Below are 19,650 nucleotides of genomic sequence, written 5' to 3'. Positions count from 1 at the left end.
GGAGTAAAAAAATGAATAATCAAGAAAAAATTAACTACATCAAAACTAATTTCCCCATGATAGTTTTATTAAAAAAATTAAACATCCTCCCATCAAACTTCAACAGCAAATATCGTTTTCCTTGTCCCATCCATCAAGGTCTAAATCCAACAACTTGTCATATAAATGATAACAATAACATTCACTGTTGGAAATGTTGTCGCGATTTTGACATTATTGATGTTTATAAAGAAATTCGTGGAATCACAAACTTTAACGATGCAGTCAAAAAGATTTTAAATTTTATGCATTCTCAAAAATTTGAAATCTTAACAAATAAAGAAAAAACTAACACCTCAATATCCTCCAACCCTTTCAAATTACAATATCATCCTCCCAAACCCCATAACCCAATAGATGAAACAGAAATTAATATCAAAAAAACACAATTATTCAAAGAAATATCTCCCTTATTTAATCAAATAAGAGATTATTATAATTATTTGTTAACATCCAATCAAAATGATGAAAGGAAAATAGGATTAGATTATTTAACACAAAAGCGCCAATTAAATTTAGAAACAATTAAAGAATTTAAATTAGGTTATGCTCCATTATCAAATAAACCATTATCTTTTAGATTAATCAATTTCTTAAAAAAGAAAAATGTTAATATTGATAAATTAGTAGAATATGGTTTTATCAAAGAAAAAACTAATTTCAAAGGAAAAAAATATTATCATGATACTTTTCATGGTTCTATCATTATCCCGATTGAAAATGGATATGCTAAAACATTTCACTTTTATCAAAACCATTTTTGCGATACTAGCTATTTTCAACCCAAATATCAATCTCTTAATAATTTCAGCCAAACCCCCACTTTTCATTTTAGTTATCGTTTCTTTGAAGCATTCCCTTGCATTAAACAAACTAAAATTATGATTGTTCATGAAGGCTTTTTTGATGTCATTAGTTGTTGGCAAAATGGAATTAAAAACGTTGTGGGATTAATTTGTGTCACACAATTATTTTCTCAAACACAAATAGACATTCTTAAAAAAGAAAATATTAAAATCATTATTGCCTTAGACAATGACGAAACAGGAAAAAAACGTAGTGAATTATTAGGTGAACAATTAAAAAAAGAAAATATTATCTATGAAATTAGACACATTTTACCACCTTATAATCAAACTTGTAAAGATGTCGATGATTTATTTAAACAATATGGAATCCAAGCTTATCAAAAATGTTTCTTAGACCCATATATTTCTTACGAAGCGGCCAAAAAGAAACAAATAGTAGATTTAGCTATATATTACTTTGGCAAAGATAAAGTAGAAGTAATTAACGAATAATTTATTAATTAATTTAAAAAAAGGAGAAATAAAATAATGCAAAACAATACCAATCAAGAAATTAGAATCGGAGGTGAAATTAATAAACAAAATACTCCCACTGATTTAGAACAAATCAAACACTTTTTGAAAACTTTAAAAGAAGATTTAATTAACCTCACCATTATTAATCATTCCAAAAAGAAAAATACCTACCAAGAAGCTAATTATCGCCCTAAAAATCAAACTTTATTTATAGATCCAAAAATCTTAGAAGAAATTAAAAAATACAAAATAGACATAATTAAAGCCATAAAAGTAGATGACAATACAAAATTATTACTTAACCCTTCAACCCCTCTTAAAACTCAAAATAATACCCTTAAACATCAATTTAATATTTTCCAAATCAATTATAAAAATGAAACCAAAAACCAAATAAAAGAATTAATGAGCAAAATCAATATCAATAAATTAGATACTTTAAAATTATTTAAATTAGATAATCATAAAAAAGATAAATATGATAAACCTTTAAAAAGCAATTATAAAAAAGGTTTAAATATTATTTATTATCGCTTAGAAGATTTAAAACACATTAAATTCTTTATTACCAAAGATAAACGAGGTTATAGAGTTAAAAAACTCCATCCTATGTATAAATATATATCTAAAACAAAACAAATTATTTAACTAACAATTTTATAACACTTTACTAACAGTTTTATAACATTTTACTAACAGTTTTATAACACTTTACTAACAGTTTTATAACAGTTTTCGTCTCTCAATTTACCTGTTAAAAACTAGCTTTTATAACAAGTGATATTTGATATTTTATATCGATAATGATAATGATATTCGATATTTGATATTGTCGATATATCTTTTTTTTAAATCATTATTAATTATCGATATAAATAACATCTCTTTTTTAAAACCCTTTCCATTGGAAAAAGATTGTTTATAAAAATATAAATCAAATAATATAAGCGCTGGAGCGCTAACAAAAATAAAAAGAATACATAATAAAAAGAAAAATAATAAAGAATCCCCCCATTACGCTGCCCCCCTTTTTTTTCAAACCTTACCAATTTCATCAGCGCAAAACTAAAAAATAAAACAAATTAATGGTATTTTTTTGATTTAAAAACCTTTTTGAATTATAATTATTAATATAATCAAAAAAAATAAGGTAAATAGTGTTTAATAATGAAAAAATTAAAACAAAAATTCAAATTATTGCAAAAAATGATTGAAAAAATAACTAAAATTGATAAAAAAATAGTTTTTAATTTGGTTAAAAAATTTAAAAATAACTTAAATCTTACTACCATTTTAAAAACTATCCAAATCAAAAGAAGTACTTATTATTACTGGTTAAAAATTAAAGAACAATTAAAATTAAAACAAGAAAAATACCTTTTGCAACAAAAAAGAATCGAAGCTTTATGTTGTAATCATGAATATTTTTTCGGTCATCATAAAATTACTGTTTTATACCAAAAAACTTTCAATGAATCAATTACTAAGAAAAAAGTTTATCTCATTATGAAAGAAAAAAATATTTTTTGTCGGTTAAGAATTAAAAAAAATAAACATCATTATAAAAATAATTTACAAAATAAAATTAAAATAGTACCTAACTTAATCAATCAAGAATTTATTTCATCTCGACCCCTACAAAAACTATTCACTGATATTACTTATTTTAAAACTCCTCAAGGTTTTTTATATTTTTCTTGTGTTATAGATTCTTTTAATAATCAAATTATCGCTTCACATACTTCTAATTGTCAAAATAAAGATTTAGTATTAAAAACAATCCAAAAATTACCTAAATTAAAAAAACCTTGTATTATTCATTCTGATCAAGGTTCAGTTTATCAATCTCTAAAAGTTCAACAAATCCTAACTAAAAAAGGTTTTTTAATCAGCATGTCCCGCAAAGCCACTCCACGTGATAACGCAGTAATTGAAAATCTGTTCGGCCAAATGAAAAGTATTTTATATCATCGTCATCCTTTTTTATTTCAAAAAACAATTCCAAAAATCACAAAAATAATTAATCAATTTCCTTCTTTTTGGAATCATAAATGGCTTTTAACTAAATTAAATAATTTATCCCCTTTACAATATTTTCAAACTCTTAGATAAATTATTAGTTAAATTTACATAAATAATATAACCTTATAAAAAAGGTTACTTTTCTGCACCCTTTTTTTAAGAAAAATATTAAAATTATATAAAAGATTATTTTCTTTTTATTTTGTAGACACCTTTTTAACTTTTTTTACCTAACTATATATATGGAAGGGTAAAATATTGAAAAAAATATCTTTTGAAACTAGCAAATTATTAAAAAACTTTAGACACTTTTTAATTTAATTAAAAACAACTTTGTTAGTTTGAAAAGATATGAAATTATCTACTTAATTTTAAGTTTTAAAGAACAATTTTAAAATTAAAATATGTCCAAAAAAATGGAACAGCGCACATTATAAATTTATATTTTAAAATATTATAATTTAAAATTTTCCAAATTATAATATTTTAATTTTTATCATTATTAATTAATTTAAAAAAATATTTTCAACCCAAGACTCATTCGGATGAGTCTTTTTCTTTTTAACTAAAAAAATTTTTAAAAAAAATTAAAGATAAATTTGTTAATAAAAAAAAGAAAACCAATTACTGAAATAGAAAAAAATACTAAATATAACGTTTAAAAACATTTGAATTTTTAATAATTATTTGATAAAATTAAAATATACTATTGTGTATTTTTTTATTTCGATGAATAATTATTATTTCTGATATAATTTATTTTAATAAATAAAAATTTATAATTAAATTTGCAAAAATGAGTATAATAAAATGGAATCTAATTTAATTAAAATTAATGAATATTAATAGAATATTAAATTTCCTTTTCTTATTAAAAAAATAATTTTCATAAATAAGAACAAAAGTCCAAAAGGAGAATTTTATAAAAAAAATGAAAACATATGAAATTATGTATATTTTAAGTCCTAATTTAGATGAAAAACAAGTAAATAATATCGAAAAGAATATTAATAATATTTTTGATAAAGAAGGAAAAATATTAGAATATAAAAAACCAGAATTAAAAACATTAGCTTATAGTATAAAAAAATTTACTCAGGGTTTTTATATTAATTTTTTAGTTCAAGCTGATAATGAAATGATCAAAGAATTTAATAGAATAGTGAATATTACAGAAGAAATCATTCGTTATATTGTATTAAAAAAAGAAGATAATAAAGAGTTATGATTAATAAAGTTATTTTAGTAGGTAGAATAACAAAAGATCCTGAATTACGTTTTGTTAATGTTGATATTCCTTTAGTTAAATTTGTTTTAGCTGTTAACAGAAATTATGTTAATTCTTCAGGTATAAAAGAAGTTGATTTTATTCGTTGTTCTGTTTGGAACAAACAAGCGGAAAATTTAGCTAAATACATTTCTAAAGGAACTATGTTAGGTATCGAAGGAAGCATCAGAGTTACAACTTCTGAAGTTAATAATCAAAAACAATTTTTTGTAGATGTTCATTGTGATAATATTCAATTTTTAGAATCTAAAAATAAAAGAGATAGTAATCAATCAAATTATTACGATGATGAATATAAAAAAACCGAAGATAAGAATTACTCACATCAAAATAATGAACATTCTTCAAACGACAAAAAATTAATTATTGATAATAACGAAGACTTGCCTTTTTAATTTTTTATAAAACATTTAAATTAATAGGAATAAAAAAATGCAAAAAAATAAAAAATATTTTAAAAAACGTCGCAAAGTATGTTATTTTATTCAAAACAAAATAACTAAAATCGATTTTAAAGACGTAGAATTATTGAATAAATTTATTACTAATAGAGGGAAAATTTTACCAAGTAGAGTAACCAACACTTCTGCAAAAATGCAAAGACGTTTATCGCAAGCTATTAAAAGAGCACGTCATATGGCCTTAATCCCTTTTATTGTTAATTAATTAATATAAAAAGCTATTGAATATTTTATATATAATATCGCATTAGCTTTTTTTATTATTTTTTTTATATTTTTTTATCTAAAATATATCATTATGAGAAGAGAGTTTTTTAATTCAATTATGTATAAAAAAATTATAAAAAAATTTTTTTATTATAGAAAAATTATATTAATATTTTTTTGGATAATTTTAGCTATACATATTATAATTAGTGATTTTCCTAGAATAATAGAATTAATATACAATCAATCATTATTTTCAGAAATTAAAAATACTATTTTATTGTTATTTTTAAGTTTTTTCGGTAAGATAATTTTTATTTTGATTTTTATTTGTATATATTATAATGTTCGTCATTTTTTTGAAATTAAAAAAATAAATGAACGTCTTAATTTATGGACTAATCTTTCTTATTCTGTTAATCAGGTAGGAGAAGAAGTTTTTAATGATTTGCCTATCGGTATTGTTTTGATTGATAACACCGAACATAAAATCCAATGGATTAATAATTACGCCGATGTTATTTTAAATAAACCTACCTTAAACACTCCCTTATATAAAGTTAATGAAACATTGAGTAATTTATTAAATTCTTCGGAAAATAAAACTATTTTATATACAGAAAAAGCAACTTTCGATTGTTTTTATAATAAAGAAATTAATGTTTTTTATTTATTTGACACAACTGAAAGAGAATATATAAAAAAACTATATAAAAATAAAACACCTACATTAATCTTTGTATCTTTGGATAATTTAGAAAATTCTTTAAAAAATCTTGATATTTCTGAACAATCACAAATAAAAGTCGAATATTTAAGTGCTTTATCTGATTTTTTTGATATTTATGATAGTTATTTAAAACAATTATCAGATGATAAATTTTTGATTTTGTTAAACTATGATAAATTGATGAATATTATAGTTAATAAATTTGATATTTTAGAGACAATTCGACTTATATCTAAAAAATATAAATTAAAAATAACACTTTCTATTGGGGCAGCTTGTTATAATTTATCTTATAACAGCTTATCGAATTATGCTCAAAACGCTTTAGAATTAGCTAAAAAAAGGGGCGGCGACCAAGCAGTTGTTAATATAGAAAATCAAAAAATTCAATATTTCGGTGCCACAAATACTAATTTTTTAGAATACGAATCTAAAATATCAGCTAGAGTTAATTCAGAAATGATTGAAGAAATTTTACATAAACATGATAATTGTTTTATAATGGGGCATATAAATCTGGATTTAGATTCGTTAGGTTCTATGATTGCTTTTTATAAAATAGCCTCAAACATTATTAAAAACAAACAACATTATTTAATTATTGATGAAGAAAAAAATGATTTTAATTTTAAATTAATTTATCAAGATTTGATTACAGAAGAAAAAAAATTAGCTAAACAAATTATCACTACCAAACAAGCTTTAAAAATGATCGATGAAAAGTCTCTTTTAGTAATTGTAGACACTCAAAATGAAAATATTGTTAGTAGCCCAGAATTATTAAAATTAACTTCTCAAATTATTATTTTAGATCATCATAGAGCGAATGAAAAAGTAATTAATAGTATTTTTTCTTATGTCGATCCTTATGCTTCTTCTACTGTAGAAATTTTAATGGAAATTATTAGTTTTTTAAAATATAATATAAAATTCACCTCTTTAGAAACAAGTGTTATTTATGGCGGTTTAATAATAGATACTAATTATTTCACTTATCGCACAAGTCCAAGAACTTTAGAAATCGCCTCTAAATTAATTTCTTTAGGAGCTGAAATCTCTAAAATTAAATTTTGGTTAAGAACAGAATTAAATCAAATTTTAGAAATGAATAAATTGATTTCTGAAATGGAAATTTATATGAATAAGATCGCTATTATTAAAAAAAATGATATTTGTGATAACAGAAGTTTTTTAGCTAAAGTTTCGGAAAATGTTTTAAATATACAAAATATTGACGCTGCTTTTACTATTGCTAGATTGAAAGATGGTCGAATAGGTATAAGCGCTCGCTCTTATGATCGAATAAATGTTCAAGTTATTATGGAACAAATGGGTGGTGGCGGTCATATAAATAGTGCAGCTACTCAAATCGAAAGCAATGATTTAGAAGGTGCCATCGATACATTAAAGAATATATTATATTTAGAATATAAAGAGAGTTTAAAAAATATGAAAATTATTTTGTTAGAAGATATAAAAAATAAAGGTAATAAAAACGAAATTATTAAAATAAATTCTGGTTATGGTAATTTCTTAATTAAAGAAAAAAAAGCTCTTTTGGCTACTGATGATAATATTAAAGAAATTAAACAAAAAATTAAATCAGAAGAAGAAAAAGTAAAAAAACATAATTTATTGATGCAACAATTAAAAAATGATATCGATAATAAACAAATAGATATAATGACTACAATCGGCCCTAAAGGAAAAATATACGGAAAAATAACTTTGAAACAAATCATGGATACATTTTATGATAAACATAATATTATGATTGACAAAAAAAAATTATTTTTAGAAAGTGAAATAAATTCTTTAGGAAAATATAAAGTAAATGTCTTTTTGACAAAAGAAATTAATGCTTATTTTTTTGTTAATGTTAAAAGTTTAGAAAAAAAATAATAAATCGGATGTTAAAATATGAGTCAAAATACTAAATTACCTTTCCATTTAGAGGCGGAACAATCTATTTTAGGGATTATTTTTTTAGATAATTCCAAATTAAAAACAGTTGTAGAAGTATTAAATACAGAAGATTTTTTTAATCTTGAACATCAATATATTTATGAAGCGATGAAAAATTTAGATCAAAGTAACAAAAGTATTGATTATTTTTCTGTTAATGCTGTTTTAGAACAAAAAAAACATAAAATAGAAAACGGAAAAAAGTATTTGATAGAATTAAGTGAAAACATCCCTTCTATATATCATTTAGACACTTATATCGAGTTTGTACGTGATGCCGCTTTAAGAAGAGAGGTTATCATGACTATTTCGAGTATTTATAACGAAGGCGTTAGTAATCATGATATAGATTTTCAAAATTATTTAAATAACGCTGAAGAAAAATTATTTGCAATAGCTAAAAAAAAACAAACTAGTAACCTTATAGAAATCAATCAATTATTAACAGGGTTAGAAAAAAAAATATTTTATAATCAAAAAGAAAAGAAAGTTATCGGTTTGAGTACTGATTTTAGTTCTTTAGATGATGTTACTTTAGGTTTTAAACCTGAAGAACTTATTATTTTAGCAGCCCGCCCTTCCATGGGTAAAAGTACTTTTATGTCTAATTTAGCCGTCAATATTTCACGAAGAAATAATAAAGCTTTTGTAGTTCTTTTTAGTTTAGAAATGTCTAATGAACAATTGTGTACTAGAATGATAAGTGCAGAAAGCGGAATCCCTCATAAACAAATTCAATTAGGAAGATTAAATAACGAGGAATTAAAATTATTAGAATTTTCTTCTGTTGAATTAAAAAATTTAAATATTTTATTTAATGATTCTGCAAGTGCTAATATTTTAGATATTAGATCACAATGTCGTAAAATGAAAAATCAAAATAAATTAGATATTGTTATTATTGATTATTTACAATTAATTGGGAAATCAAATAGACATAATAGTAGAAATTTTTACAATCGTCAAGAAGAAATAGCTGATATTTCCAAAAGTTTAAAACAAATGGCTAGAGAATTAAAAATACCAGTTTTAGCTTTATCTCAATTATCTCGTGAAGTGGAAAAAAGAGAAGATAAAAGACCTATTTTATCAGATTTAAGAGACTCTGGTAGTATTGAACAAGATGCAGATATAGTTATGTTTTTATATCGACCTGATTATTATGATAAAGAAAAAAAACATGATATAACTAATAAAATTGTCACTTCTGAACTAATTATATCTAAAAATAGACAGGGAGCAGTAGGAATTAGAAAATTTAATTTAGATTTAAGTTGTTTGAAATTTACCGAAGTTAATTTATTTTAAAATTTAAAAAGGAGATATTATAATATGTTGGAACAACTTAAAATTATAAAAGAAAAATATTTGAATTTACAAAAACAAATGTTAGAAAACAAACAAATATTTAATAATATTGATTTTTTAAAAAAAATAAATAAATTAGAAAAAATTGTTTTTATTTATGATGAATATCTTAATTTAGAAAAAGAATTAAAAAATACAGAAATATTGATACAACAAAACGATAAAAATGAATCGGAACAAAATGATTTATTATTGTTAGCAGAAGAAATAAAAAAAAATTTAGAATCTCAAATGGAAATTAAATTGGAAAAATTAAAAACAATATTATTTAACCAAAACCAAAACGACGATAGAAGTGTTATAATGGAAATTAAAGGAGCGGTAGGCGGGAACGAATCTAATCTTTTTGTATCAGATTTATTTCGTGCTTATACAAAATATGCTGAAAGTCAAAATTGGAAAATAGATATTATCAATTTAAACCCAAGTTTAAAAAACGGTATCATTTCTGTAGAAATGATTATTTACGGCGAAAATATTTTTTCTTTTTTAAAATATGAATCAGGCATCCATAGAATTCAAAGAGTTCCTGAAACAGAAAATAAAGGAAGAATACATACTTCTACAGCAAGAGTGTTAGTTTTGCCATACGTAGAAGAACAAAAATTAGATTTAAATTGGAACGATATTAGAGTAGATACTTTTAACGCTAGCGGTCCTGGCGGCCAATCAGTAAACACCACTAAATCAGCAGTTCGTTTAACTTATTTGCCTACAGGAGATAGTGTTGCTTGTCAAATAGGCAAAAGCCAACATCAAAACAAAGATAAAGCTTTTCAACTGTTAAAAAATAAAGTTTTTGATAAAATTATATCGAAAAAAAATGAAAAACAAAATAAAATAAAAAAAGATTTTATCGGCACAGGGGCAAGAAGTGAAAAAATAAGAACTTATAATTATGCTCAAAATAGAGTCACAGACCATCGTATTAATTTAAGTTTACAAAAATTAGATTTTTTTATGGAAGGAAAAATTAATTTAATTATTGAACCTTTAATAGAAGAATTAAAGAAACAAGAATTAAAAGAAATAATTTAATGAATGATTTTAAAAGATAAAATTATTATTTTCCCTACTGATACAGTTTATGGCATCGGCTGTTCTATTTACGATTATAAAAGTTTACAAAAAATTTATAATATCAAAAAAAGACCTTCTCATAAACCAATAATTGTCTTATGTTCTTCTTTAAAACAATTAAAAAATATAATAGTTTTAGACGATAAAATTCAAAAAATAAATGATTTTTTTTGGCCCGGCCCTTTAACTTTGATTGTGAACACTCAGCAAAATTATTTTAATTATGAACAGGAAAAAAAAATAGGTATCAGAATACCTAATCATCCATTGGCTTTAAAAATTTTAGAACAAAACGGTCCTTTAAGAGTTACTTCGCTTAATATTAGTGGCGAAAAACCTTTAAATGATTATAAACAAATCAAAAAGGAATTTTTTAATAAAGTAGATTTGATTTACCCTAATGAACAAAATTTATCTTGTATAAGTTCTACAATTATCGATACTACATGTGGAGAATGGAAATATATAAGGAAAGGCGAGATTACTTTAGAATCCATTAAAAAAATCATATATTAATAATTTGTTTTATTAAAAAATTTTTAAAACCATCAATGGGATTTATAGTCCCTTTTTTCATTTGGTGATATAAATCAAATAAAATTAAAAATAAATTTTGTATTTTTTCTGTTGATGCTAATTTAGCTTCGTTAATTAAATAAAAAGTTTTTTGAGGGGAATATTTTAAAATCTCGGATATTTGATTGTTTGTTTTTTTTTTGTTTATCAAATATTTAATATTTATAATTTGTTCTAGTTTATTTAGTATTTGATAAATAATAAAAAAAGGGCTTTCTTTTTTATTTATTAATTTTTCGAATAATTCTAAATTGTTTGTTTCTTTATTATTATTTATAATCGCATTAATTAATAAAAAAATATTTTGTTCTTGCGATGATGCAAAAAGTTTTTCTGTAATCGAAATATCTTGGATATTTTTGCTTTCGTAGTTATATATTTTATTTTTTTGAATTTCTTCTTTTAATAAAAATAAATCATTATTTGTTTTTTTAATTAAAAAAGTGATAATTGAGTTTTTTATTTTAAAACCATCTTTTTCAAATGAGTCCTTAGTATAATCAAATAAATGTTTGAAAGAAAATTTATTTTGTTTGGTGATATCAAAAAAAGGATATATTTTTTTTCTTAATTCAGTCGGGAAATTATTTTTTTCTTCATGAATATAAATGATAATGTTTTTTTGAGGATTTTTAAAAAAATCTAATAAAAAATCAATATTTATTTTTTTTTTCCAAAAGATTATAGAAAGGTTTTCTATAAAAAGAACTTTTTTATCATAAAAAAAAGAACTAGTATATAATTCTCCGGAAATTTTTCTTATCATTTGGAAATAATTATTATTATCAATAGAATAAAACAAAAAATGATAATTTTTTTCTTTACAAATTTGTTTTATTTTGTCTTTAGTTTCTTTTAGAAAAAATTCTTGATAATTTATTAATAAGTTTAGATTTTTAATTTCCATGTTAAATTTCTCTTTTATAAAATATAAAAAAATTATTTTATTACACGTGGGTGATATTTAAAATAAATTTTTTTCAAATATTTTTGACTGATATGAGTGTAAATTTGGGTAGTCGAAATATCTTCGTGTCCTAGAATATTTTGTAAAGTTCTCAAATCTATTCCGTTTTCTAATAAATGAGTCGCGAAAGAATGTCTTAATGTATGAGGAGAACAACGAATATCTAAATCAGCTTTTTTAGCTATTTTTTTGAAAATTTTATAACAACCTTGACGTGATAATTTTTCTCCTTTTTTATTTAAAAAAACAAAAAAATTTTTTTTATTTTTTATCAATCCGCAACGTCCTTTTTTTAAATATTGATTTAATATTTTAAAAGAATGTTTTGTGATTGGCACTATTCTTTCTTTAGAACCTTTACCTTGTATAATAAGATAAAATCGTTTTTCTTTTACATTAGACAAAGTTAAATTTAAAATTTCAGATATTCTTAAACCTGAATCATACATTAACTCGAATAAAGCTTTATTTCTCAAAGAGATAAAATTATTTTTTTCATGATTGGTGCATTCTAAAAAACGAAAAACTTCTTTTAATGATAATATAGAAGGTAATTTTTTATCTATTTTAGGAATTTTTAAAACTAAAGTAGGGTTATGATCTGTTTCTTTTTCTAAAATTAAAAAAGAATGAAATTTTTTAATAACGATAATTTTGCGAGCTAAACTTTTACTACCTATATTAAAAAAATCATTCATATTTTCTAAAAATAAAGAAATATCTTTTTGAGTTATTTGTTTTATATTTTTTAATTTTAAATTAATTTTGATAAAATTTAAATATTGGTTGATATCACTTAAATAAGCCGAAACAGTATTAGGAGATAATAATAATTCATGTTGAAGATATGTTTTAAAATTTGATAAAAAATTTTTCATTTTTTAATTCAAACTTTCTTAAATTTAAAAAACTACTTTTTGTTTTTTAAATATTTTGATAAATGGCGAGATTTAAATTTAATAGAATGTTTTATTTTTTAAAAAAATTTAAACAACGTTTGCATAAATCATCTAAATTTTTATTTTCTATAACGTTCCAACATCGAGGGCAAGGATTGCCTGGCATTTTGATAATTTCAATATTTAAATCTTCTGAATTTATTATTTCTAATTGTGAAACCATTAATAATTGGTGAAATTTTTCTTTAATTTTTAAAGAATTTAACATTTGTAAATATTTATAAGGTAATTTTAAAATTAATTTAGCTTGTAAAGATTTATTTATAATTTTATTTTGCCTGTTATCTTCTAATTTTTTTAATATTTTTTCTCTTAAAATAAAAAATAAGTTATAATCTTCTTTTAATTGAACTAAATCTTTTTGTTTTTGATTGAAATCAACTATCCAATTTTGAATTTCTTTTTGAGTAGGCAAAGATTCTAAGTAAATATCTTCTTTTTTTTCTCCAGATAAATATTGATATATTTCAGAAGTTGTATGAGGGATTATAGGAGTTAAAATTTTTAAACATAATATTAAAATATCATAAATATTTGATTTGATAATATTTTTTTCTTTATTATCTTCTTTTTCAATATATAAAATATCTTTGCTAAAATCTAAATAAAAAGCACTCATTTTATTCACTATAAAAGGATACAATAAACTCATGATTTTTTCCAAATTATAATTTTCATAAGATTGAATTATTTGTAATAAAATATTATTAAATTCTAGAAGGAATAATTGATCAAATAAATTTCTTTCATCGAAAGGGATATAATTTTGACTAGAAGGATGAAAATTATTTAAATTTCCTAACATAAAACGGAAGGTATTTCTTATTTTTTTATATTTTTCTTCTATTTGTTGTAAAATATTTTTATCTAATCTTACGTCTATATTATAGTTAATATGAGCTACCCATAATCTTAGAATATCAGCGCCTTTTTGTTGAATAATTTTTAAAGGATCTATGACGTTATTAAGAGATTTACTCATTTTTTGCCCCGAACCATCTAAAACAAATCCATGGGTGATTATTTTTTTATAAGGGGTTTTATTTGAAGCGGCTACAGAAGTAATTAAAGAGGAATTAAACCAACCTCTATATTGATCTGCGCCTTCTAAATAGACATCAGCTGTAAAAGAATTATTAAATAATTTTTTATATACACTATAAGTTGTTCCTGAATCAAACCATACATCTATAATATCTGTTTCTTTATAAAAGATATTATTTGGACTTTTTTCGTTTTTATAATTAGGAGGTAATAATTGTGCAGGTTGCCATTCTAACCAAATACTTTTACCATGTTTTTCAAATAAATCAGCAACATGTTCGATAACTTTTGTGTCTAAAATAGGTTCATTGTTTTCTGTGTAAAAAATAGGAATTGGTGTACCCCAATTTCTTTGTCTACTAATAACCCAATCTTTTCGATCTTTAATCATGTTGAACATTTTAATTTCACCCCATGAAGGAAACCATTCAACTTTTTTTATTTCTGATAATAATTTTGGTTTTATTTTTTCAATGTTTAAAAACCATTGTGGGATAGCTAAAAAAACAACTGGTTTTTTTAATCTTTCGTCATGAGGATAAGAGTGGGTTATTGTCTCTGAAAGAATAATTAATTTCTTTTCTTTTAAATCTTCAACAATTTGATAATTAAATTCATCATAAAATAGATCTTTGTATTGTTTAGTGTTTTCGCTCATTAACCCTTTTTTATTAATAGATAAAAGAATATTTAAATTATATTTTTCGCTTAATAAAAAATCATCTAATCCGTGACCTGGCGCTATATGAACTAATCCTGTTCCTTCTGTATCTGAAACAAAAGTATCTAAGACAACTTTTCCTTTGTTATTAAATATTTTATTTTCGTAAATAAAATCTTTTAGAAACGCTCCTTTGAAAGTTTTGATAATTTCTACTTCGTTCCAATTAAATTTATCTTTTAATTTTTCTAAAACAGAAACGCCTAAAACATATTTTTTGTTTTGTATTTTTATAATATGATAATCTTTTTCTGGATGAACACAAATAGCCACATTAGCTGGCAAAGTCCAAGGAGTAGTGGTCCAAACTAAAAAATACGCATCTTTAAAGATATCTTTTCTTAATATCGGAAAAAGAATATAAATGGATAAAGATTGTTTATTTTTATATTCTATTTCGGATTCGGCTAAAACAGATTGTAAAAAAGGAGACCAATAAACAGGTTTTAATTTTTTAAAAATTAATTTTTGTTCAATCATTTTGCTGAATATTTTTATTTCTTCAGCTATAAAAGAATTATCCAAAGTTAAATAAGGTTTTTCCCATTGACCTAAGATTCCTAATCTTTGAAACATTTCTTTTTGTTTTTTTACATAATTTAAAGCTGTTTCTGCGCATTTTTCTAGAAATATTTTTTTAGATGTTAATTTATTTTTAGAATTTTTTTTTAAAACAGTTGTTTCTATTGGTAACCCGTGGCAATCCCAACCAGGGATATAAGGGGCATAAAAGCCTTGCATTGTTTTAAAACGGATAATAAAATCTTTTAAAATTTTATTTAAAGCGTGCCCAATATGGATATTTCCATTAGCATAAGGCGGCCCATCATGAAGACAGAAATTATTATTATTTTGGTTTTTGTTTAAAACTTTAGAATATAAATCAATTTTTTTCCAATAATCTTCTATTTCAGTTTCTTTTTGACTTAAATTCCCTTTCATAGGAAAATCAGTCAAAGGCATTGATAAAGTATCTTTGTAATTTTTCTTTATCATAAAAAAACTCCTTTAATATAAATAAATCAATTTGTGTTTTAAATTTATTGATTTTTTTAAAAAAAATAATAAAAATTAATTTTTATTTTGTTGTTTCGATACATTAAAATAAAAATGAATTATATCTCCATCTTGAACTAAATAGTTTCTGCCTTCTAATCTTAATTTTCCATTTTCTTTTATTTTAGAAAAATTCGGAAAATTTTTCAAATCTTCATAATTATAAATTTCCGCTTTTATAAATCCTTTTTGAAAATCACTATGAATTAATCCAGCGCATTCAGATGCAGTCATACCTTTAATAAAAGACCAAGCTCTTGTTTCTGTTGGACCCGAAGTGAAATAAGTTTGCAACCCTAAGAGTTTATAACTGTTTTGGATAATTTCTTCCAAAGCACTTTTTTTTAAATTTAAATTTTGTAAAAAACTTTTTTGTTCTTCGATATCTAAAGTAGAAATTTCTTTTTCTAATAAAACACAAACAGGTATGAATTTTCTTTTTTTTTCTTCGCTATATTTGGACATTTTTTTAAAAAATAAATTATTTTGTAAATCATTTAGATCGTTTTCTTTAAAATTACCAATATAAATCATTGGTTTTAAGGATAATAAATTTAAGCTTTTGATTATTTTTAATTCTTTTTCATTCAAATCTATTTCAGAAATATTCATCATTTCTTTTTCTAAATGATTTTTTAATTTGTTTAATAATTTAATTTCATCTAAATAACATTCTTCTTTTGTTTTTTTTGTTTTATTTAACTTTAATAAACGTTTTTCTATTTGTTCTAAATCAGAAAGAATTAATTCTATTTCGATTATATTACTTTCTTCAACTGGATCTATTTTGTCGTATACATGAATGATATTTGGATCTTCAAAACATTTAACAACATGACAAACGGCATCCACATCTTTAATATGACCTAAAAATTTATTACCTAATCCCTCACCTTTAGAAGCGTTTTTTACTAGACCAGCAATATCCACGAATTGTATTTGAGTTTGTATAACTTTTTGAGATTTAAATGAATGAGCTAAAAAATTTAGACGGTCGTCTGTAACAGATACTATTCCAACATTGGGTTGGATAGTTGCGAAAGGGTAATTCGCTTCTAAAACATTCATATTAGTTATAGTGTTGAATAAAGTTGATTTGCCTACATTAGGTAATCCTATAATTCCTAATTTCATAATTTTAACCTTTTTTAATTTTAAATATATTTTTTTATATTTTGAATTTTATATATTATTTTTTGAATCAATATAATATTATTTTTAATTAAATACTATAATATATATTTTAACTTAAAATAATATATTTTTTTGTAAATAAAATAAATATTGATAAATTAGTGTATTTTGAATTTTTGTATAATGATATTTATTTTTTATAATTATTTTAATTTAAATTTATATAACTGTTTAAAAGTATTTATTTTAAGTTTTAAGAGTATTTAAAGATGGAACGAAATAAAATTATTTATTAGTAAATATAATTATTTGTTTACTTCATTATTAGTTAAATATAATTGTTATATTAAAATTTTTTTAACTAAATTCAATCTATTACAAAATTATATTTAATCATCTAATTTTCTTTTTTTAAAGATATAAATTTTTATAAAAAAACAATATAAGAATATATTATTTGCTTTTTTTGTTTTTTTTATTAAAATTAAAATAAGTTTTAAAAATTATAAAAGAAAGAAAATTATAATATGTATAATAAATCACAAAAAAATGAATATGAAGTAGATACTGTCGTAAAAACTGGTTGTGCATTCGGTATAGTTTTTTCTGTATTAGGTATAATTTTGGGAATTTCGATGATATTTTATTTCTTGTTTTTTAATTTTTTTAATAATGATTATATATCAAAGATAATATTGATAATATTTGTGACGTTTTTAGTAATATTAATTTTTTTATCAATTCTTTTTTTAATTTTGTTTCTTAGAATTTTTCAAGGAAAAGCATCTCCAAATACAAAAATGGTTGTCGGAATACTTTATTGTGGTTGCGTTGCAGGAATTTTAATTTTAGTTGGAAAATACGAACCAAAATTATATAATCGAACCAAATAATCTAACGGTTTCAAATTAAAAAGTACGGAATTAAAAAGACCTTTCGAAAAAATAGTAATTTCTTTTTATTATGTCAAATTATTATAACTATATAAAAAAAATATAATAAAAACTTTTTTAACCTTGCGCCAATTCCATAAATATAGTCTTTATTTATATATAAATCTTTGGGGTGTTTTGTTTTTTTGGACATTTTTTAAAATTATTTTTATTCAAAAATTAAAATCAAAAGTAAATTTCATATCTTTTCAAAATAACAAAATATTTACTAAAATTTATAATTGTTTGTTTTTTTATAATTCGCTATTTTCAAAAGATATTTGATTTTTGATTAATTTCTCTCTATCTATTATTAAAGGAAAAAAAGTTGAAATCTCGCATCAAAATTAATATTTTTTCATTTTTTTTCGAATTTACTAGTTTTAAGAGTTTTTTGGTTTTTTACCCCTCTATATATTATTAAGGCAAAAAAATCGCGAAAGTCACATCAAAATTCATTTTTTTTCGAATTTAATTACTTTAAGAGGTTTTTGGTTTTTGATTAATTTCCCTCTACTTATTATTAAGGCAAAAAAACCATGAAAGTCTATTTTTTTTTGTTAAAAAAATTAATCTAAAAAATAGTTAGAAGTTTAGGTAAAAAAAAGACCAATTGTTAGTTAGTCTTTTTTTTGGATTATTTTATTTTGTTTTAGAAATAAGAATTTTTAATTAAGAGATTGGATATATTGAATTGGAGATAAAGTGTTTAATTTAGATAAAGGCCATTTTTGATTCCAGAATTTAGAAAACAAATTTAATATTTTTTTAACTTGGAAAATTGGTTTTAAAAATTAATAAAGGGTGACGGCGAAATAAAATACTTTTCATTTACCCAAATAGGTTTTCGATTACAGCGTTATCGCGGGGTGTGGCTTTTCGGGACATACTTACTAAAAAACTTTTTTAGAGAGAATCTCTTGATTAAGTACGTAACAATTCGTTAGTATGTAATTTTTCAATTTTTATTTTATTTTTTTTTTTTTTTTGCAAAACAAAAATAAAAATAAAAAAATGAAAAGGAATTTAAAGAAGATGATTTATTCAAAAAGTGAAACAAAATCATTTATTTATAGATGGTTTATGCTAATTGTCGGTGCAGTTGTTTTAGTATGGGCTTAAAACCGTTTTATAGATAATTAAAAATTAAATCTCATAAAAATTATCATTACGATATTTTAACTAATATTTTATATATTAATCAACAAAATTTTGATATTATTTTTTATCATTTAAATCAATACTTTATTCAAAATAATATTCAAAATAAACATTTTCAACTTATTAACAAACAAATAGAAAAAAATAATTTAACAAACAAAAAAAACAACAATATCATTCCGCCTATTTTAAAAGTTAATTATCGCAATCCCGATGTTCGATTAGTTTGCGAAAATTTAAAAACTATTCCTTTGTCTAAAATTTCGAATTGGAAAGTTCAATTTAAAGATAAAATTCCAGTTGATAATAAATATTTTACTAATTTGCTCTATCAAAAAAAGCATAATATTTTGTTCGTTGTTGAAAGTTTAGAAAAAGTTTTGAAATCTTTTTTAAGTTTTAAAAATCCAACAAAAGTATTTTTTAAAAAAGAAGTAGATATAAGAAAAATTAAAAGTCCGTTAAAATTAAAAATTTAATATATTTTAACGGACTTTTTCACCCCATTTTTTAGGAAAATATGAAAATATTTGATTTTTTTTGGTACAAATTCCAACTTTTAAAAAATTAAAAAAAAGAAAATCGCGCTTTATTTTTCCATTTTTTGGTTAAAAT

16 protein-coding genes and 1 pseudogene are annotated in these 19,650 nt (G+C 22.0%); 12 read left to right on the top strand and 5 right to left on the bottom strand.

What is annotated here, in order from left to right; translation table 11 throughout:
* Positions 1–11 precede the first annotated feature (11 nt).
* The 10 genes from LFWB_RS02345 (at position 12) to LFWB_RS02300 (ending at position 11,001) form a co-directional block, all read left to right on the top strand.
* Positions 12–1,340, top strand: a complete 1,329-nt coding sequence (locus tag LFWB_RS02345) for a toprim domain-containing protein (protein ID WP_210954509.1) — start codon at positions 12–14, stop codon at positions 1,338–1,340.
* Positions 1,341–1,376: 36 nt separating this feature from the next.
* On the top strand, positions 1,377–2,012 hold the full coding sequence (locus LFWB_RS02340; RefSeq protein ID WP_210954527.1) for a hypothetical protein: 636 nt from the start codon (positions 1,377–1,379) through the stop codon (positions 2,010–2,012).
* Positions 2,013–2,531: 519 nt separating this feature from the next.
* Positions 2,532–3,476, top strand: a complete 945-nt coding sequence (locus LFWB_RS02335) for an IS3 family transposase (RefSeq protein ID WP_210954511.1) — start codon at positions 2,532–2,534, stop codon at positions 3,474–3,476.
* Between the two features lie 841 nt (positions 3,477–4,317).
* Complete coding sequence (gene rpsF, locus LFWB_RS02330) at positions 4,318–4,614, top strand: 30S ribosomal protein S6 (protein ID WP_210954526.1); 297 nt, start codon at positions 4,318–4,320, stop codon at positions 4,612–4,614.
* Positions 4,611–5,069, top strand: coding sequence for a single-stranded DNA-binding protein (locus LFWB_RS02325; protein ID WP_210954525.1), 459 nt, complete (start codon positions 4,611–4,613; stop codon positions 5,067–5,069). Before rpsF ends, LFWB_RS02325 begins: the two co-directional genes overlap by 4 nt.
* Positions 5,070–5,106: 37 nt before the next feature.
* Positions 5,107–5,340: a 30S ribosomal protein S18 gene (gene rpsR, locus LFWB_RS02320; protein WP_210954524.1), complete on the top strand. Its 234-nt coding sequence runs from the start codon at positions 5,107–5,109 to the stop codon at positions 5,338–5,340.
* 120 nt (positions 5,341–5,460) lie between these two features.
* Positions 5,461–7,974 carry a 50S ribosomal protein L9 gene (rplI, locus tag LFWB_RS02315; protein ID WP_210954523.1) on the top strand — a complete coding sequence of 838 codons (2,514 nt, stop codon included), beginning with the start codon at positions 5,461–5,463 and terminating at the stop codon, positions 7,972–7,974.
* Positions 7,975–7,992: 18 nt separating this feature from the next.
* Positions 7,993–9,345, top strand: coding sequence for a replicative DNA helicase (gene dnaB / locus LFWB_RS02310; protein ID WP_210954522.1), 1,353 nt, complete (start codon positions 7,993–7,995; stop codon positions 9,343–9,345).
* Between the two features lie 24 nt (positions 9,346–9,369).
* Positions 9,370–10,443: a peptide chain release factor 1 gene (prfA, locus tag LFWB_RS02305; RefSeq protein WP_210954521.1), complete on the top strand. Its 1,074-nt coding sequence runs from the start codon at positions 9,370–9,372 to the stop codon at positions 10,441–10,443.
* A gap of 3 nt (positions 10,444–10,446) precedes the next feature.
* Complete coding sequence (locus LFWB_RS02300) at positions 10,447–11,001, top strand: L-threonylcarbamoyladenylate synthase (RefSeq protein WP_210954520.1); 555 nt, start codon at positions 10,447–10,449, stop codon at positions 10,999–11,001.
* Here the strand turns inward: LFWB_RS02300 and holA are convergent.
* From holA to ychF, 4 genes are all read right to left on the bottom strand, one after another.
* On the bottom strand, positions 10,991–11,968 hold the full coding sequence (gene holA / locus LFWB_RS02295; RefSeq protein WP_210954519.1) for a DNA polymerase III subunit delta: 978 nt from the start codon (positions 11,966–11,968) through the stop codon (positions 10,991–10,993). The genes LFWB_RS02300 and holA overlap by 11 nt on opposite strands.
* Positions 11,969–12,000: 32 nt before the next feature.
* A complete protein-coding gene (locus tag LFWB_RS02290; protein ID WP_210954518.1) occupies positions 12,001–12,906 on the bottom strand; it encodes a tyrosine recombinase in 906 nt (301 codons plus the stop codon).
* A 91-nt stretch (positions 12,907–12,997) separates the two neighbouring features.
* Positions 12,998–15,748: an isoleucine--tRNA ligase gene (gene ileS / locus LFWB_RS02285; protein WP_246454205.1), complete on the bottom strand. Its 2,751-nt coding sequence runs from the start codon at positions 15,746–15,748 to the stop codon at positions 12,998–13,000.
* Between the two features lie 75 nt (positions 15,749–15,823).
* Positions 15,824–16,942, bottom strand: coding sequence for a redox-regulated ATPase YchF (gene ychF, locus LFWB_RS02280; RefSeq protein WP_210954517.1), 1,119 nt, complete (start codon positions 16,940–16,942; stop codon positions 15,824–15,826).
* Positions 16,943–17,469: 527 nt separating this feature from the next.
* On the opposite strand from ychF, the gene LFWB_RS02275 reads away from it, so the two are divergent.
* Positions 17,470–17,835, top strand: a complete 366-nt coding sequence (locus LFWB_RS02275) for a hypothetical protein (protein ID WP_210954516.1) — start codon at positions 17,470–17,472, stop codon at positions 17,833–17,835.
* Between the two features lie 707 nt (positions 17,836–18,542).
* Here LFWB_RS02275 and LFWB_RS03885 read toward each other — a convergent pair.
* Positions 18,543–18,780: pseudogene (locus tag LFWB_RS03885) on the bottom strand (IS3 family transposase); the annotation flags it as partial.
* A gap of 506 nt (positions 18,781–19,286) precedes the next feature.
* Between LFWB_RS03885 and LFWB_RS02270 the strand changes: the two are divergent.
* On the top strand, positions 19,287–19,514 hold the full coding sequence (locus tag LFWB_RS02270) for a hypothetical protein (protein ID WP_210954515.1): 228 nt from the start codon (positions 19,287–19,289) through the stop codon (positions 19,512–19,514).
* Positions 19,515–19,650: the final 136 nt, after the last annotated feature.

The sequence above is a fragment of the Candidatus Phytoplasma luffae genome, from assembly GCF_018024475.1.
Taxonomy (GTDB): Bacteria; Bacillota_I; Bacilli_A; order Acholeplasmatales; family Acholeplasmataceae; genus Phytoplasma; species Phytoplasma luffae.
The sequence above is the reverse complement of the archived record's forward strand: the minus strand, read 5'-3'. Positions and strand labels throughout refer to the sequence as shown.